The 15,907-nt window shown below is 40.4% G+C and carries 13 protein-coding genes; 6 read left to right on the forward strand and 7 right to left on the reverse strand.

The window, feature by feature from the left end; all coding sequences use genetic code 11:
* The first annotated feature begins 377 nt into the window (after positions 1–377).
* A complete protein-coding gene (locus RM368_RS35950) occupies positions 378–1,727 on the forward strand; it encodes a hybrid sensor histidine kinase/response regulator (protein ID WP_322698483.1) in 1,350 nt (449 codons plus the stop codon).
* A gap of 16 nt (positions 1,728–1,743) precedes the next feature.
* The gene (locus RM368_RS35955; protein WP_322698484.1) at positions 1,744–2,874 is read left to right on the forward strand and encodes a hybrid sensor histidine kinase/response regulator; all 1,131 of its coding nucleotides are present in this window, start codon (positions 1,744–1,746) and stop codon (positions 2,872–2,874) included.
* Positions 2,875–3,308: 434 nt separating this feature from the next.
* Here the strand turns inward: RM368_RS35955 and RM368_RS35960 are convergent, their stop codons facing one another.
* Both RM368_RS35960 and RM368_RS35965 read right to left on the reverse strand, forming a co-directional pair.
* A complete protein-coding gene (locus tag RM368_RS35960) occupies positions 3,309–5,060 on the reverse strand; it encodes a ShlB/FhaC/HecB family hemolysin secretion/activation protein (RefSeq protein WP_416212287.1) in 1,752 nt (583 codons plus the stop codon).
* 648 nt (positions 5,061–5,708) lie between these two features.
* Positions 5,709–7,484 carry an SWIM zinc finger family protein gene (locus RM368_RS35965; protein WP_322698493.1) on the reverse strand — a complete coding sequence of 592 codons (1,776 nt, stop codon included), beginning with the start codon at positions 7,482–7,484 and terminating at the stop codon, positions 5,709–5,711.
* Between the two features lie 428 nt (positions 7,485–7,912).
* Here RM368_RS35965 and lpdA point away from each other — a divergent pair, with 428 nt between their 5' ends.
* From lpdA to RM368_RS35985, 4 genes are all read left to right on the forward strand, one after another.
* Entirely contained in the window at positions 7,913–9,337 is a 1,425-nt protein-coding gene (gene lpdA / locus RM368_RS35970) for a dihydrolipoyl dehydrogenase (protein WP_322698486.1), read from the forward strand.
* A gap of 111 nt (positions 9,338–9,448) precedes the next feature.
* On the forward strand, positions 9,449–10,339 hold the full coding sequence (trpC, locus tag RM368_RS35975) for an indole-3-glycerol phosphate synthase TrpC (RefSeq protein WP_322698487.1): 891 nt from the start codon (positions 9,449–9,451) through the stop codon (positions 10,337–10,339).
* 243 nt (positions 10,340–10,582) lie between these two features.
* A complete protein-coding gene (locus tag RM368_RS35980; protein WP_069072137.1) occupies positions 10,583–10,834 on the forward strand; it encodes a DUF5340 domain-containing protein in 252 nt (83 codons plus the stop codon).
* 117 nt (positions 10,835–10,951) lie between these two features.
* Positions 10,952–11,620: a carbonic anhydrase gene (locus RM368_RS35985; protein ID WP_322698488.1), complete on the forward strand. Its 669-nt coding sequence runs from the start codon at positions 10,952–10,954 to the stop codon at positions 11,618–11,620.
* 414 nt (positions 11,621–12,034) lie between these two features.
* On the opposite strand, the gene RM368_RS35990 is transcribed toward RM368_RS35985, so the two are convergent.
* From RM368_RS35990 to RM368_RS36010, 5 genes are all read right to left on the reverse strand, one after another.
* Positions 12,035–12,193, reverse strand: coding sequence for a YqaE/Pmp3 family membrane protein (locus RM368_RS35990; RefSeq protein ID WP_322672109.1), 159 nt, complete (start codon positions 12,191–12,193; stop codon positions 12,035–12,037).
* Between the two features lie 141 nt (positions 12,194–12,334).
* Positions 12,335–12,682, reverse strand: coding sequence for a translation initiation factor (locus tag RM368_RS35995; protein WP_322698489.1), 348 nt, complete (start codon positions 12,680–12,682; stop codon positions 12,335–12,337).
* Positions 12,683–12,896: 214 nt separating this feature from the next.
* On the reverse strand, positions 12,897–13,391 hold the full coding sequence (locus RM368_RS36000) for an ureidoglycolate lyase (protein WP_322698490.1): 495 nt from the start codon (positions 13,389–13,391) through the stop codon (positions 12,897–12,899).
* A 115-nt stretch (positions 13,392–13,506) separates the two neighbouring features.
* Positions 13,507–14,526: an RpoD/SigA family RNA polymerase sigma factor gene (locus RM368_RS36005; RefSeq protein WP_322698491.1), complete on the reverse strand. Its 1,020-nt coding sequence runs from the start codon at positions 14,524–14,526 to the stop codon at positions 13,507–13,509.
* A gap of 849 nt (positions 14,527–15,375) precedes the next feature.
* Positions 15,376–15,907: transposase (locus RM368_RS36010; protein ID WP_322698492.1), on the reverse strand; the 532-nt coding region annotated here is incomplete at its 5' end.

Below are 15,907 nucleotides of genomic sequence, written 5' to 3' on the forward strand. Positions count from 1 at the left end.
GGTATTGATGTTCTCACCTTCCAGTCTCATTCTCTTTAATTCACATTAGACGTTAATTACTAATTTTTTGCAAGACATTGGTCATTTGTTAGAAGTTTCGTTAGCATCTGGTAAATTAACCAGATTGAAGATACAACAGACTCAATTCTACCCAAGGAAAGACTCGAAAGAGCGAGCGACATACTACTAACGGAGGATAACAAAGTTGTAGAATGTGATGAATGTCAAGCAGGTATTAAAGTGGATCTTATGCAAAATATCTTAATCAATCAAATTACAAGTTTTATATGAAGGGAAATCTTATATTCTTTAGTTGGATAATCTAAAAAGATAAATGTTATACATCAACCTATGTTTGGCGGCGAAAATAAAAACCGATGGAAGAGACGCTGAAAATTTTGGTTGTAAACGATGACGAAGTAGACCGGATAGCAATCTGTTCTGCTCTAACTAAAGCAGGTGTTCAGATAGAACTGTCTGAAGTAGGCAATGCTAAAGAAGCATTATCCGTCTTAAGCATTACTACTTACGATTGTGTTTTCCTCGACTATCGTTTACCAGATCGGGACGCACTAACCTTGATTCAGCAGCTACGTTCTTCAGAAATTAAAGTTCCTTTAGTAGTTTTAACTGGTCAAGGAGATGAAGAAATTACTCTCGAATTATTGAAAGCTGGTGCTACAGACTATCTCTCTAAGTCTAGAATATCTCCAGAAAATTTGTCGCAAGTTTTACGGAGTGCGATTCGGATTTATCAAGCACAAATGCAGGTCGATTTGGCAAACCAGCACCTTAGAGAAACTCATGAACAACTCACTTGTAAGAACCAAGAATTGGAGAGACAACAGCAACAGATTCAATTGCAAAACTTTAAGTTATTGGAGGCATCACGTCTAAAATCACTTTTTTTGGCAACTATTTCCCACGAACTTAGAACGCCGATGAATGCGATTATTGGTTTTTCACAAATACTCTTGCGTCCTAAGTTCGGTCAACTAACGCACCAGCAAGCAGATATGGTTGAGCGCATTTTGAATAATGGGAAGCATTTACTGATGCTACTCAATGAAGTTCTCGATTTTTCCAAGCTGGAGGGAGGAGGATTAGATTTCAAGGCAGAAAGATTTGATATATCAAAGGTAATCAATCTCGTTGTCAGTGAAATGCGTTCCCTAGCTGATGCTAAAAATCTTTCATTGTTAGTACAAACCGATTTGCAAAATCCTTTGATATTTAACGATCCAGTTCGTGTCAAACAGATTTTGATTAACTTGCTTTCCAACGCCATTAAATTTACAGAGTCTGGTGAAATCTGGGTTGAGGTTAAGGAACTACCTGAAAATCGAATATTAATTATCGTTCAAGATACAGGTATTGGCATAGCCCCCAAAGATTTTAAACATATTTTTGAAGCATTTCGGCAAGTCGATCAAACTATCACTCGCAAATATCCAGGTACAGGTCTGGGTTTGGCAATTATAGATTCGCTAGTGCGAATGATGGGCGGTAAAATATTTCTTGAAAGTAAATTGGAGGTGGGTTCAATGTTTAAAATTGAATTACCACGTCAAATTACATTACCGACTGTAGCAGCAAATGCTCCAGCTTCACAGTTAGATAAGGATGATTTTTTTTCTCCTGCACAAAATTCTCATCAGTCATCTTCTCAAGCCAGAAAAGCACCAATAGAATATCCTAAATTTAAAAATTACTTCCAGAAAAACTGATAAAAATTTATAAATCATGTCTGTAGTTGAAAATAATAAAATTTATCGGATCTTAGCAGTCGACGACACTCAAGATAATCTGATTTTGGTTCAAGCAATTTTAGAAAGTGAGGGGTATGAAATTGATTTGGCTTCAGATGGAATAAAAGCTTTACGTAAAATTGAGCAATCTCCACCCGATCTGATTCTGTTAGATGTAATGATGCCGGGGATAGATGGCTATGAAGTCACACGTCGGATTCGGAATAACCTTGCAATCTCTTATATTCCAATTCTATTAATTACTGCCTTTCATCAATCCAGCGTTGTCGAAGGTTTGGATGCTGGTGCTGACGATTTTATTCGTAAACCATTTGATACTGATGAACTACTGGCAAGGGTGCGATCGCTATTACGTCTCAAGCACAGTCTGGACGAACAACAAAAAATGGCCCGCCAACGGGAAGATTTTGTTTCCCGTCTGACTCATGATTTGCGAACTCCCCTAGTAGCCGCCGATCGGATGTTGAATTTGTTTGAAATGGAAACATTCTGCAAAATTTCGCCGGAAATGAAACAAGCGATCGCAGTCATGATTCGCAGTAACCAAAATTTGATGGAAATGGTCAACACCCTATTAGAAGTCTATCGCTTCGAGGCGGGTAAAAAAACGTTGAATTGGGAGGAATGCGATTTATGTGAAATATCTCAAGAAGTAGTCAACGAACTAAGTCCTCTAACTAATGAAAAAGGCTTAACTCTAGAAATTGATACCCGTCAATTAGATCCACTGAGTGCAAACGCTGCTATTATCATGGGCGATCGTTTAGAATTGCGGCGAGTGTTAAACAACCTGATTGCAAATGCCATCAAATTTACAGATACAGGAGGCATAACAATCCGCATTTATGAAACATCATCTAATCCAGGAGATCCAGATCCAGATTCGGTAATACTTGAGGTAGAAGATACAGGATATGGAATTGCGCCAGAAGATCGAGCAACAATTTTCGAGCGATTTCGCCAAGGCAGAAATAAACGCTCGGGTAGTGGCTTAGGACTACATCTATCCCATCGCATTATAGAAGGGCACGCAGGAACTATCAACGTCGCTTCTGAAGTAGGGAAAGGTAGTTTATTTACTGTGCAACTACCTAAAAATACTTAAGTTATTCTCTTTCACTACCGATTATTTTGCGGATATCTCCCAAGAAATTACATTTAATTTTGGATGTATTTTGATGCACCCAGCAAAAATAGAATTAGCTTAAATTATATGGATTACTTAAAGCAACATTTTAAGGTTAATCCAATCAAAATATTGCCGGATAACTTGCCTCTTTCAATATTTGTATACTCCCAACGATAGATGTATCGATCGACTCAAATAACTAAACCTACTTTTGTATCATTCTATAGATAGTAGAAATAACTATTTTACAAAGTTATTATTCAACCTATTAATGCCTGAAAAACGTGTATGCACCCTGGAATCATAACCCAGGGTCTTTTTTATAAAAACCTAAATAATCATCATTTTTTCATCATTGACTACTGTCCATGTCCACGCTCAACTTTTAATAGGGTGGACATAGACAGCAGTTAAAAAGGATTATAAAGTAAACTAAAATACAGACCGTTTTCTTGTAATGTTCTCTCATTTGAGTTAACAGATACCAAAGGAATACCCCAGTCAAGACGAACGGTGAAGCGATCGCCCTGTGCCCAACGCAACCCCAGACCAACAGCAGCTAAAGTATTGCGTTCGGGATTCTCTTTACCAGAACTGTTCCAGCCAACACCAAAATCCACAAAGGGGATAACCTGTAAGATGCTATTTATCTGAGGTAAGCGCAGAATCGGTACTTGAACTTCCGCAGAAACAAAAGTGCCATTATCCGTCAGCAGATAATCTTGACGGTAGCCGCGAATGCTATCCTGCCCACCTAAGCCAAATTGCTCAATAGGCAGAAGTGTTGTAGATGCAAGTTGCGTATTTAAACGAAGTAATAGTAAGGTTTCAGGAGCTAAAAGGCGGGCCCACTGCGCTTGCCCTTGCCAAGCAAAAAAACGGCTATCAGGAGCATCTTGATTAACCGTGGCATTCAACACATCTATGCCCAAACTGAATTGAGAGCGTAGGGCGATGACTTCCCGGCTGTTACGACTCGTCCATTCTTGAAAAAATCGCAACGCAGATACTCTAGTGCGTCCCTCTTCATCAGCACCAGGCGAAAGTAGAGAAGGGGGAAATCCTCCTTCGCTCTCTTTTTGTAGTTTCCATGAAATATCACTTTCGCGCCGGGAGGCTGTCAACCCAAGAGCGAACTCTTGTGTAGGAGTTTGAACTATCGGCTGGCGGAATGTCAGTTCGTAGTAGCGAGAAGCTGATTCGATATCTAAAGTGTCGAAAGGAGGCTCAATGACATTACTCGACGTAGTGCCATAGTTGAAGGTAAGCGTTCCGTTGCGGGGATTAAGAGGCAATGTGTAACTAGCGTCAAAGGAGTTGCTACCATCAGTATTGGTGTAGCCTACACTCAGACCATCTCCCAATCCGAGTAAGTTAGCTTCATTTAATCTTAATCCGCGGCGGAAACTGCCAACACTAGGCGATCGCCCATTATCAAGAACTATTTGGCCGCTAAAGGTTTTTGCCTCACGGATTTTAACTTCCAAAAGACTTGTACCCGTTTGCGATCCTGCCGAGAGTTCAGCAGTCACGTTTTTAATCAAAGGATTAAGTTGCAAAAGTTGCAAGGCTTCTAATAGACGCTGGCGATTCAGAGGTGGTGATGTTGCGATTGCTAGTCGGCTGCGGACATAATTCGGATTCAGCCGCCGAGTCCCAGTTACCTGAATATCTTCTAATTTACCTTCGACCACCTGAATTTTGAGAACACCGGATTGGATTGTTTGAGGTGGAATATAAGCACCAGAAGTAATGTAACCATTTTTGACATATAGCTCGGTGATTTTAGAACGTGCTTGATACACTTCAGTCAGTGAGATCGGTCGTTTGGTAAATTCAGCAGTGGCTTTGGCTAATTCTTGGGCACTGAAAACTGTGCTACCAACAACTTCAAAGCGTTCAACAACAATAGTTTGAGGAAAGTTGCCAGGGAGTGGTGTATCAGGTGTAGGAGCTGGGGCAGAGGGTGGAAGTAGTTGTGCTGGTGGGGGGAGTGGCTGTGGCACTTCCGGTGAGGGAGGTGGTGAAGGTATAGGTGGTTGGATATCCTGTGGTGGTGGAATTTGTTGTGATAGGATGAAATTACTAGTTAGTAATTGTGTAGTATCAACAGTCTCAGCTTTCAGTGGACTTAAAGATGTACTGCCAAGTAATAGAAGCATACTCAGCGGTAAGCAGGACACTATAATATTCTGAGGGTATTTATCAATCATCGCACTGGACTATTTTTGTCAGAAACTATGGGATTATACGGGGACTGCTTCAGATGTGAATCTTACTTCATCTTTTGTCGCTAAAGTTGATATCTTGAGCAAATCTCAATTTAAAAGCTAAATCATCTGGTGATTGCAGACTTAAAAGTATTAATCAGATATCTGGTGAAATTCAATTAATTATGCGTTGCCCGAAATCCTTAGTAGGCAAAATTTATCTAGTCAAAGGCTCCCCGTACCACTACGTGGAAGCAAGCTACGCGTAGTCTTTCTGTGCTTTTTTTACCCCTGTTCTGTCACTCTCCGAAAACATTTGCCATTTCTGAATTCTAGAGCTTTTCTCTACCAAGAGTGAACACGATTTTTTTCTAATAACAAATACAACACCCATTTTTTTCTAATAGGATAGCTTGTATTGATTGCCTGATGAGGCTTCTAGGGATTACTCTCCCGGAGAGTCACAAAAGCGGGTTACAGTTTAAATCTGATACCAAATTTCTGATGAGAGTGTGCCGCAATCAGTGTAGGTCTTTCCATTGTGCGTCTCTGAAAGATAAGCCTACACCGCTCATTGAAACCTCCTACTTGCTGCCTTCTTCACTCCATACCACTTTCCTTAAACATTCCCATCAATTTACGTTTACGAGCGTGAGTTTGCATCAAGTTTTCCCGATAGCTTAACCAGTCAGCTTTCTTCCCAGATTTCAGGTAGGCATTACGCGCTTTTTTCAACCATTCAACGGCGTAATAATAGTATTCGGCTTTACCTGCATCCATAATCTTTTCGGCACGGCGACGAGCATTAGCAATTACCCAACCAGGATTATGAGGAATAGCAGCATCCATGACTCGATGAATTAACTCTGAACGATCAGAACTTAGTTCGCTAGCGATCACAATTGCATCATCAATTAGCCCTTCATGCAAGAATATATCCACCTTGGCTGATTCTGTTCCCCAACCATTATAAGTACGGATAATTCTCAGCAGGTCTGTTTTGACACTTACCCAGTTTTCCCCAGCCAATTCTGCCATCCTTTGGTAGTCCACCAAGGAGGGCTTCACTTGAAAAGCCGCCTTGATTGCTAATAAAGCAGCTTTACTATTACCCAACTCAATAGCTAAATCACTTGTCCAAATTCCCAATTCATACTGACAATTACCTGGTAAATTTAATCCACTTTCGGCTATATCTAGTGATTGGTGTAATGCTCCTTGAACGCTAAGTGTTTTCGCTAGAGCAAAGGCTTCTTCCATTGAATTCATCTGGGTTTGAGCAGCATCAATTGCTTTTTCCACCCTGCCTAAACGCCCCAACATTGTCAGATATTGCTGAGTTTGCCCTTCCGCTTCTGCTAAATACAGATATTCTTGATAACGTTCTTGACGTTCGAGAATTTTCAGGCGAATTAATGCCAAATCATCAGCATAATCTGGTACGTCTTCTTCCCAAGCTCCCCTTTCAGTAATGTTACCTTGGAGAACTTGTACCAGTGGCGGATAATCCCAACCTTGGCGTAAAGCCTCCATAATTAGACCAAAATCAGCATTCCACTCATCTTGCCAAGCTTCTAAATTTATTTGAATATCAACTTTTTCTTCTGGAGTAAGTTCGGTGCTGAGAATTGCTTCACACCAAGCATTATTTAATTCCCCAACAACTTCATCATTTTCAGCGCCGTATTCGGCAACATCATCCCAATTTTCCACACAGGTAGAAGTAATCGCCTCCAAAATAGCGATCGCATTTTCACCTTCTCCCCGTTCGCTAAAATCTACCGCAGTTTGCACTAAACTCAGCAAATCTTCGCCAATCGGGTCATCTTCGTATCCCTCCTCAAAGTAGCGCACGGTATCCTTGAGAATCTGCCGTACTTGCCGCCGAAAGGGAGCCGGATCGAGAGTATTCCGGCGTACGAATTTTAGGGTTGTTTGGTTATCAGCAGGATTCGTCATCCAACTTACATGACGGTCAATCGCCTCAATTAGGGGGGGGTATTCTGCTACCAACTCTTGCAGCAGCCTTTGTGTTTCGATATGATTCAGGCGATTTAGTAATTCTTCAAGGGTGGGGCGCTGCTCAATATTTTCTGAGTTACGCGCACAAACGAGCATCGTCGCTACAATGTGTTTGCACCACCCTTCATAGTCGTAGGCACAGGTGCATTTTACTGAGGTTAACCCACTGCTATCGAAATTCAGGCTGACATGATAAGGTCTAGCTTCGGTGCCTACAACATCTGCCTGAAGCTGATGACCACGTTGGATCACGGCATTAACAGCACCAGCGTTATAATATGCCTCGCCTCGCTGGAAAGATTTGGCGTTGGCATGACGGCGGATAGTAAATTCACTAATTTGGGGAATAGACATCGAGCGATCGCCTGCGTAAATCTTCTGGATCAATCCTAAATCCAGCTTAGTGTTACGCTAACGCGCTGTAAAGAAAAAGGTGTGGATACTCTCAATAAGACTGCAATTTCTATTCATTAAGTCGCTTATAACTGGTAATCAGCTTCATTACCCTGCAAATACTCACTTAATTTCTTGTCGCTTTTCTGGGAAAACCAACCCATATAATGAAAATATCCATATTTTCGCCAGAAGTGAGTGAATCATAATTTGAGTTAGCAATACCCAAACCTGAAATCAGTGAACAGTCAACAGTAAACAGTCAGGGTAATGTAAGGTAAGGGATTTAGAGTTCAGCGATAAAACTGATAACTGATAACTGTTAAAAGGGTTGCGCTGATTGTCGGTCAAGTTGAGAATAAATAGGCGAAGCAGACGGGGAAACTAACGTGAGTCAAGGATATGATTACGATTTAGTAATTATCGGCGCTGGTGTAGGCGGACATGGCGCAGCCTTACACGCCGTAAGTTGTGGTTTGAAAACAGCAATTATTGAAGCTGCTGATATGGGAGGAACCTGTGTTAATCGGGGCTGTATTCCTTCTAAAGCGCTGCTGGCAGCATCTGGACGTGTGCGGGAGTTACGCAATGCCCACCACCTCAAGTCACTGGGAATTCAAATTGGTAGCGTAGAATTCGATCGCCAAGCGATCGCCGATCATGCTACCAATCTTGTCTCGAAACTTCAAGGCGACTTAACCAACAGCCTCAAACGTCTAGGGGTCGATATCATCAGAGGTTGGGGAAAAATCGCTGGCGCGCAAAAAGTCTCTATTACTGGAGACTGCGATGAAAAAACCATTACAGCCAAAGACATTATCCTTTCGCCAGGTTCAATTCCTTTTGTGCCTCCAGGGATTGAAGTAGACGGCAAAACTGTCTTTACCAGCGACCAAGGTGTGAAATTGGAATCGCTACCAGAGTGGGTAGCAATTATTGGTAGTGGTTACATCGGCTTAGAATTTTCTGATATTTACTCAGCTTTGGGTTGTGAAATCACTTTGATTGAAGCCCTAGATCAGTTAATGCCAGGATTTGACCGCGATATTGCCAAACTTGCCGAACGGGTGCTAATTACTCCCCGCGATATTGAAACGAAAGTCGGGATATACGCCAAAAAAGTCGTCCCCGGTTCACCTGTGGTAATTGAGTTAGCAGATTTCAAAACCAAGGAAGATATAGATGTCATCGAAGTAGATGCTTGCTTGGTGGCTACGGGACGCATCCCAGCGACCAAAAATCTTGGTTTAGAGTCTGTGGGTGTGGAACTCGATCGGCGGAATTTTATTCCAGTAGACGATCGCATGGCAGTGCTATCAGCAGGTGAAGTAATACCGCATTTGTGGGCAATTGGCGACGCTAATGGGAAGATGATGTTAGCCCATGCGGCTTCTGCTCAAGGCATCATCGCGGTAGAAAATATAGTCGGGAGGGAAAGAATAGTAGACTATCGCAGCATCCCCGCAGCAGCGTTTACCCACCCAGAGGTCAGCTATGTAGGCTTAACTGAAACAGCAGCTAAGGAGTTAGGACAAGCTGAAGGGTTTGAAATTGCCACCAGTAGGAGTTACTTCAAAGGAAATTCCAAAGCGTTGGCAGAAAATGAAGCCGACGGTATTGCCAAGGTGATATATCGCAAAGACACCGGAGAAGTCTTAGGCGTCCACATTTTCGGACTGCACGCCTCAGACTTAATTCATGAAGCGTCAGCTGCGATCGCCAACCGTCAATCTGTCCAAAGTCTCGCACATCTAGTTCACGCCCACCCGACACTCTCGGAAGTCCTAGACGAAGCCTATAAACGAGCCATTTAGTCTTTTGTCCTCTGTCATTTGTCCTTTGTCAAAAAACAAGGACAAATGACCAATGACTAATGACCAATGACTAATGACTAATGACCAATGACTAATGACTAGTGACTAATTATGCAAATCCGTCGCCGTTCACCTAACCCTGCTATTTCCGTGTCCATATTACGTTATCAGGCTGCCGTACCTGATGCAGCGCCAAACAATATTTTGGAAGAAATTGTCTGGCATAAAGAAGTAGAAGTTGACCAAATGCGTGAAAGGCTGCCTTTACGGGAATTGCAACATCAAGCACTCTCTGCGCCACCAACCCGTGATTTTGTTGCCGCTTTGCGTCAAGGTAAGACAAAGCCAGCATTGATTGCCGAAGTTAAAAAAGCTTCACCGAGTAAAGGCGTTTTACGAGCAGATTTTGACCCAGTAGCGATCGCCCTATCTTATCAGCAAGGAGGTGCTAGTTGTCTTTCTGTGCTGACGGATGTCAAGTTCTTTCAAGGTAGTTTTGACAATTTAGCCAAAGTCCGGGCTGCCGTAGATTTGCCCCTACTGTGTAAAGAGTTTGTCATCTATCCTTACCAGATGTACTTAGCACGGGTTCAGGGTGCAGATGCTATTTTGTTGATTGCAGCTATCCTGAGCGATCGAGATTTGCAATACTTCCTGAAAATTGCTAACAACCTGAAAATGGCAGTATTGATTGAAGTCCATAGCTTGGCAGAACTTGACCGTGTGTTAGCCTTAGATGGAGTCTCCCTGATCGGAATCAATAATCGCAATTTGGAAGATTTCTCTGTCGATCTGCAAACTACTTGCCAACTTTTGGCTGCAAGAGGTAGACAATTGCAAGAGAAAAATATCCTTATTGTCAGCGAGTCAGGACTACACAACCCAGAAGATTTGAGTTTAGTGCTGACAGCAGGCGCATCTGCTGTACTCATTGGAGAATCTTTGGTAAAACAAGCAGATCCCGGCGCTGCGATCGCTCGTATATTACCGAGGAATTTTTAAAATAAATACCCCACCTGCCCTAAAAGGCGCAGGGCAACTGCACATAATAGTTGAGCAATTGGGCATACTATCCGTATACACGCAGCACTTTGCTATCAAATATCATCAATATCTTTGCCAAATCTTCATTGCTAATCAAACCAAAGCCATAAGCAACTAGTTATTTATTATGTAACAATTTATTAACAAGAAATAAACAGTGACTAATACAAAATCCCAAATATGAAATCAAAAGTTAACTTCATGGAGCAAATTCCTCTACCTTCGCCTATTCACTATGAACTTATACTTCAACTCTTAGAAAGACAAACTATGTTAGCAGTCAATGATAACCCGGATTTACGACATCAGGTGAATCAGCTAATTATTACTCTCCGTAAAGCTGCTGTACAGCAAAAACGACTAGAAGAAATTTGCGAGTTTTCCTCTGTAACTATCGATCACCGTTGGTCAATCAACCATCATAACGATAGCAAAGTTGTTGCCCCCGATTGAAAAAGATTGTCATCTTTATCAGATTTTAGTTCAGAGAAAGTTCATCTTGATTTAGACAAAACTGAAGATCGGTTAAAATAAAATATTGATGAGATTTTCTCTCGAATTTGACGAAAGATGAAATACAACAGCATTGATGAACTCCTCAGAAATAATCAAGCTTGGGTTACCGAAAAGCTAGCTCTAGATCCAACTTACTTTCAAGAATTATCTAACGGACAAACACCACCTTTTCTATACATTGGGTGTTCTGATAGTCGTCTGGCATTAACAAAATTTACCCGTACAGAACCAGGAGAGTTATTTGTACATCGTAATATTGCCAATCAAGTTTCTCTAACGGATATAAACTTTTTAGCCGTTTTAGAATACGCAATTTTACACCTGAAAGTGGAACACATTATTGTTTGTGGTCACTACGATTGCGGAGGAATTAAGGCAGCTTTAGAAGGGAGAACGATCGGAATTCTTGATAACTGGGTAAATCCGATTCGGGAACTGTATTTAGACAAACAAGAAGAAATTGATGCTTTGCCAACAAGAGAAGAACGTCTAAATCGCTTGGCAGAAATCAATGTTGTTGCACAAGTGAAAAATCTTTACCAAACTTCCATCATGCGTCAGGTACTCTATGAGCGAAAAGCACCTATGATTCACGGTTGGGTACTAGATATACGCACTGGGTTAATCAAAGATTTAAACGTTTCAACTGTGCAATGGCAATTGCACATCTGCCCCTTGCTTCTAGAGTTTAGACTTTATGCCATGTTAAAAAATGAGAGTTAATTTGGTATTTTCAGCCATACCAAAGCGTGCATTATAAAGTTGATAAATAGTGTTTTTAAAACTCTTATTTAAATATCGAGTTTTATTGGCAGTGTTTACCTATATTTTAAAAATAAAATATTATTTTTAGAGTTTTTTGTTTATTAAAGTAATGTTAATATCGGGTGATTACTGATAATAAAATATAGCAATATAAGTTAGATTAAATGCCAGTGAAACGGAACATGAACAAACATCAAATATTCAGTTTTCTTTCTCAAAAGAACCTACAAACATTAGAAGTATTAAGCAAACTTGATATTACGAATACAGAACAGTTAGTTTATAATATTATTTATAGAGGCAATTCATGAATTGCCTCTATCAGAATTAGTAACACCGAGATGGATACGCTTAACCTACTCCAACAAAAAATTATTTCTTCGCAATTATCCACACTGCATGAATAATTCCAGGAATGTAACCAAAAAGCGTCAAAAGTATATTAATCCAAAAGTCTATACCAAAACCTACTTGTAAAAAAACTCCCAAAGGCGGCACGAAAATGGCGCACAGAATCCGAACTAAATCCATTTAAACCTCCTGTTTATCTCAGAAAAGACAGCTTGTTGGCAAACTGATTCACCACTATTCAAGCATATTTGTACCTCTCAAAGATAACATTCTCTCTCTTAATCTAGATTGCGGTTTCTATACGGTAAACCGCACTCAAGATTAGCCACCGCTAATTTTGGCTTTGTAACCTAGCTTGGTTAAAATATCAAGAATTTTCTGTTTGTGTTCGCCCTGAATTTCAATTTCGTTGTCTTTAAGTGTCCCACCTGTCCCACACTGAGTTTTCAACTGCTTCGCCAAATCTGCTAAGGTTTCCGGTTTGGCTTGAAAACCGCTAACCACTGTGACGGTTTTGCCTTTGCGTCCTTTGCGGGAAGCTTGTACTTTCAGGTTTTGTTGTTGTGGGGGTAGTTCTGGAATTGGTCTTTCTGTGGCGGCGGAGTTGTCGTTGCCAAATTCACGGTAGACAAAGCTTTTGTCAGAAGATTGAGAATTGGAAGAAGACATAAAATGAATGTTTAAGAAAAATTTCAAAAGCAGTGGAAAGTTCTACGCAACTATTCTACTGGGATACAATTACTAGGCTAAAATTACACATCCGTACATCATAACCAAACTGACGTAATACTTGAATTAATCTTTCCTTTAGTAGAAAGTAGATTGAAATGGTTAAACTGATTCAAGAAAATGGCTTGTATATATCAACTCAACCTAATTTTACTTAAACCATCTCAAACTCTAATTGATGACTCTTGAGAAAATCATGGGTGAAATGATCGACCATATTTGTATCAGCTAGTTCCAAATTATAAAAATCCACAGCTTCATGGTCAACATGGGGACCAGCGTGCCAAGTACCCTCATGTAGCTTGATAAAACAATTTCCCGGAATGCGGAAAGCAGCAATATCTTCTAATGCTGGTTCATTCACATCATTATGAGGAGGACAAACTGCAATTAACCAATCCTTCCCTTCCAAAGAACCCAGACATTGAGTGCATTGCACATGGCGAGTAATTTTGTGAAACTTTCGTCCTATTTTCTCCAACCGCATAAGATAAAATCGTGGAATCCCGTTTTGCAGGTTTAACTGGGCATCTTCCCCGTCGTAAGTTTTCCCATCAAGACTTGCAAAAATAACCTGTCCATAAGGCCGAAAGTTTTCAGGAGTCACCCATTGCACTTGCAACTGTTGCACTGTCTTTGATATGCTCATATCAAATCATTAAGAGAGATTATCTAAGTTTATTTTCGCTCATAATGACTGAATTTTACACAGTTATGATGGTGACTTCCTGAATTTAAATGCCCTAAATTCTGAAAAAATAACCTCAGCTAGCTAGATAACTACGTACTTGTTCTTTTTGGCGCCGGAGGAGACTAAGAGCTTTTTGTTCTATCTGACGCACCCGTTCTCGACTAATACCCATGCGATCGCCAATTTGTGCTAAAGAAAGTTCATACCCATCCGTTAGACCAAAGCGCAGGGTTAATATTTCTCGCTGCTGTGGAGACAGCTTTGCCAATAAGTCTTGTAAGTCTTGGTGAAGAGATTCTTCAACGGCATAATCTTCAGGAGAAGGACCATCATCCTCCAGTATGTCTTGCAATTCTGTATCTTGTTGTTCGCCAACTCTCGCCTCTAAAGAGAAGGGTTGACGAGCTAAGTACAAACACTCTCGAACTTGGCTAGCTGTCAAAGATAAGGCAGTGGCAATTTCACCAGTAGTAGGAACGCGACCTAACTGTTGAGATAATTCTCGCTGCACCCGTTTAATTTTGTTCAGTTTCTCAAAGACGTGGATAGGTAAACGAATTGTACGTCCTTGTTGAGCGATCGCCCGTGTAATTCCTTGACGAATCCACCAGTAAGCATAAGTAGAAAACTTGTAACCAAGGGCGGGATCAAATTTATCTACCCCTCGCTCTAAACCTAAAGTACCTTCTTGAATTAAATCCATAAATTCCAAGTTGCGATGCTGGTATTTCTTTGCCACAGCTACCACTAACCGGAGATTAGCCTGAATCATTTTCTGCTTGGCCTGGTGTCCTAAATTTAGCTGTTGCTCTAGCACCTCCACAGTTAACTCCACCCGATCTGCCCATTCTTGTAGCGTGGGTTCGTGGTTTAATTTGACAGCCAATTCATCCTTAGCAGCTAATAAATTCATCATCTGCTGCACTTGTTGGGCAAAAATAACCTCTTGTTCGCGAGTCAACAAATCTACACGTCCGATCTCTTGCAGATAACTACGCACAATATCATCTGTAGATCGAGGCTTTTTATCTGCGGTTAAACTTTTTTTCTTCGTTTTTTGAACTTCGGTATGTGGAGATGTTAAGTTGCTCATGGTTATTTGCTCCTCTGTAACCTCATCAATTTATTGGTATCAAGTCTAGATATTCAGACCCACAGCCATTTCACACTGCTAATCATAGATATCTTGCAAAAGTACTTAACACCCCATCATTTAATTTCCTTCCCGCTTTTGGGGAAGGTAGACAAAGCTACGCTTTGTGAGGTGGGTTTATTAATTTGTAATTTGTGCAAAAGGTCTAATCAATTTGCAACACTGATGAATTCTGGCCTATGATACATTACAAGTTAATTCTTGGAGATAATAAACCCAAAATCAACCTACCCTTTAATAATAACATCATCATCTGTCACAAATCAATTACTTAAAGTATCATTAGCATATCCTTTAAAGGAATTACATTCTTTTATTATTGATTTTTGCATTTTATAAAATCCAATTAACAATTAAATTTAGTCTAGTTATCCAATATGTTTACTGGAAAAGTAAAAAATACTGAGCCACGATTCCATTATCTAAAAGATAAATTATTAATAGCGACTCTGAAAAATCACAAAAAGTTGATTTTTTCAAGTGTTGATAATCTAATGATTAATAAATGTAACTCGTTCAATAAAAAAGATCCATTTTTTTACCTCATTTTTTTGTAATACAATCTGAGCATATTAAGCCCAGTACATAGTGGGCGATCGTTAAACATGAAAGAAAGAAAGAACTTCTCCTGCTTCCCCTCTTTAATAACCGCTTTCTTTGAGAATCTGGTCAAATACTTTAGTAATGAGGCATCTACTGAAATTAATTATGCGATATTTAGAACGCTTGCACAGACGTAGCACTGCTATATGTGTACATTCATTGTTACTCATACAGCAGATTGCAAGTTTATGAAGTACAGTAACAGCAGTGAATAAACCAATTTTTTATATGTTTGGGATTGACCAAATTAAGTGCAGTAGCGATTAAAATATCGACCATTGTTGTGGTAGTTGGAGAAAATTGACGCAAAAAAGCTTTAAGTTGTGACCACCAATTCTCAATAGGATTAAAATCAGGTGAATATGGTGCAAGATACTGAACACTAGCACCCTTTGATTGAATCAACCCCTCAATCGAAGCTACTTTGTGAGCCGGAAGATTATCCATAACCACGACTGCGCCTGGCCACAACACAGGAAGTAAACATTTTTCAATGAATACCTCAAAAGCATTGCCACCCATCGACCCATTTAAGGTGATGACCGCCAAGACTTTGTTCAGACTGATTGCACCGATAACTGTGACTTTTGACCCACGATAAAAGGGTTTTTTGTCATATACTCTTTGTCCTAACGGGCTTCTAGCATGAGAGCGTGTCAACCCTAACAATACTCCCATCTCGTCGAGAAACACTAGATTTTCCGGCTCTATGTGTTTG

The sequence above is a fragment of the Nostoc sp. DedSLP03 genome, assembly GCF_034530815.1.
Taxonomy (GTDB): domain Bacteria; phylum Cyanobacteriota; class Cyanobacteriia; order Cyanobacteriales; family Nostocaceae; genus Nostoc.

What these genes read in the sequence shown, in the direction of transcription:
- RM368_RS35950 (WP_322698483.1), top strand. Translation starts at nt 378, where the DNA reads ATGGAAGAGACGCTGAAAATTTTGGTTGTAAACGATGACGAAGTAGAC.
- RM368_RS35955 (WP_322698484.1), top strand. Translation starts at nt 1,744, where the DNA reads ATGTCTGTAGTTGAAAATAATAAAATTTATCGGATCTTAGCAGTCGAC.
- RM368_RS35960 (WP_416212287.1), bottom strand. Translation starts at nt 5,060, where the DNA reads ATGCTTCTATTACTTGGCAGTACATCTTTAAGTCCACTGAAAGCTGAG.
- RM368_RS35965 (WP_322698493.1), bottom strand. Translation starts at nt 7,484, where the DNA reads ATGTCTATTCCCCAAATTAGTGAATTTACTATCCGCCGTCATGCCAAC.
- trpC (WP_322698487.1), top strand. Translation starts at nt 9,449, where the DNA reads ATGCAAATCCGTCGCCGTTCACCTAACCCTGCTATTTCCGTGTCCATA.
- RM368_RS35980 (WP_069072137.1), top strand. Translation starts at nt 10,583, where the DNA reads ATGGAGCAAATTCCTCTACCTTCGCCTATTCACTATGAACTTATACTT.
- RM368_RS35985 (WP_322698488.1), top strand. Translation starts at nt 10,952, where the DNA reads ATGAAATACAACAGCATTGATGAACTCCTCAGAAATAATCAAGCTTGG.
- RM368_RS35990 (WP_322672109.1), bottom strand. Translation starts at nt 12,193, where the DNA reads ATGGATTTAGTTCGGATTCTGTGCGCCATTTTCGTGCCGCCTTTGGGA.
- RM368_RS35995 (WP_322698489.1), bottom strand. Translation starts at nt 12,682, where the DNA reads ATGTCTTCTTCCAATTCTCAATCTTCTGACAAAAGCTTTGTCTACCGT.
- RM368_RS36000 (WP_322698490.1), bottom strand. Translation starts at nt 13,391, where the DNA reads ATGAGCATATCAAAGACAGTGCAACAGTTGCAAGTGCAATGGGTGACT.
- RM368_RS36005 (WP_322698491.1), bottom strand. Translation starts at nt 14,526, where the DNA reads ATGAGCAACTTAACATCTCCACATACCGAAGTTCAAAAAACGAAGAAA.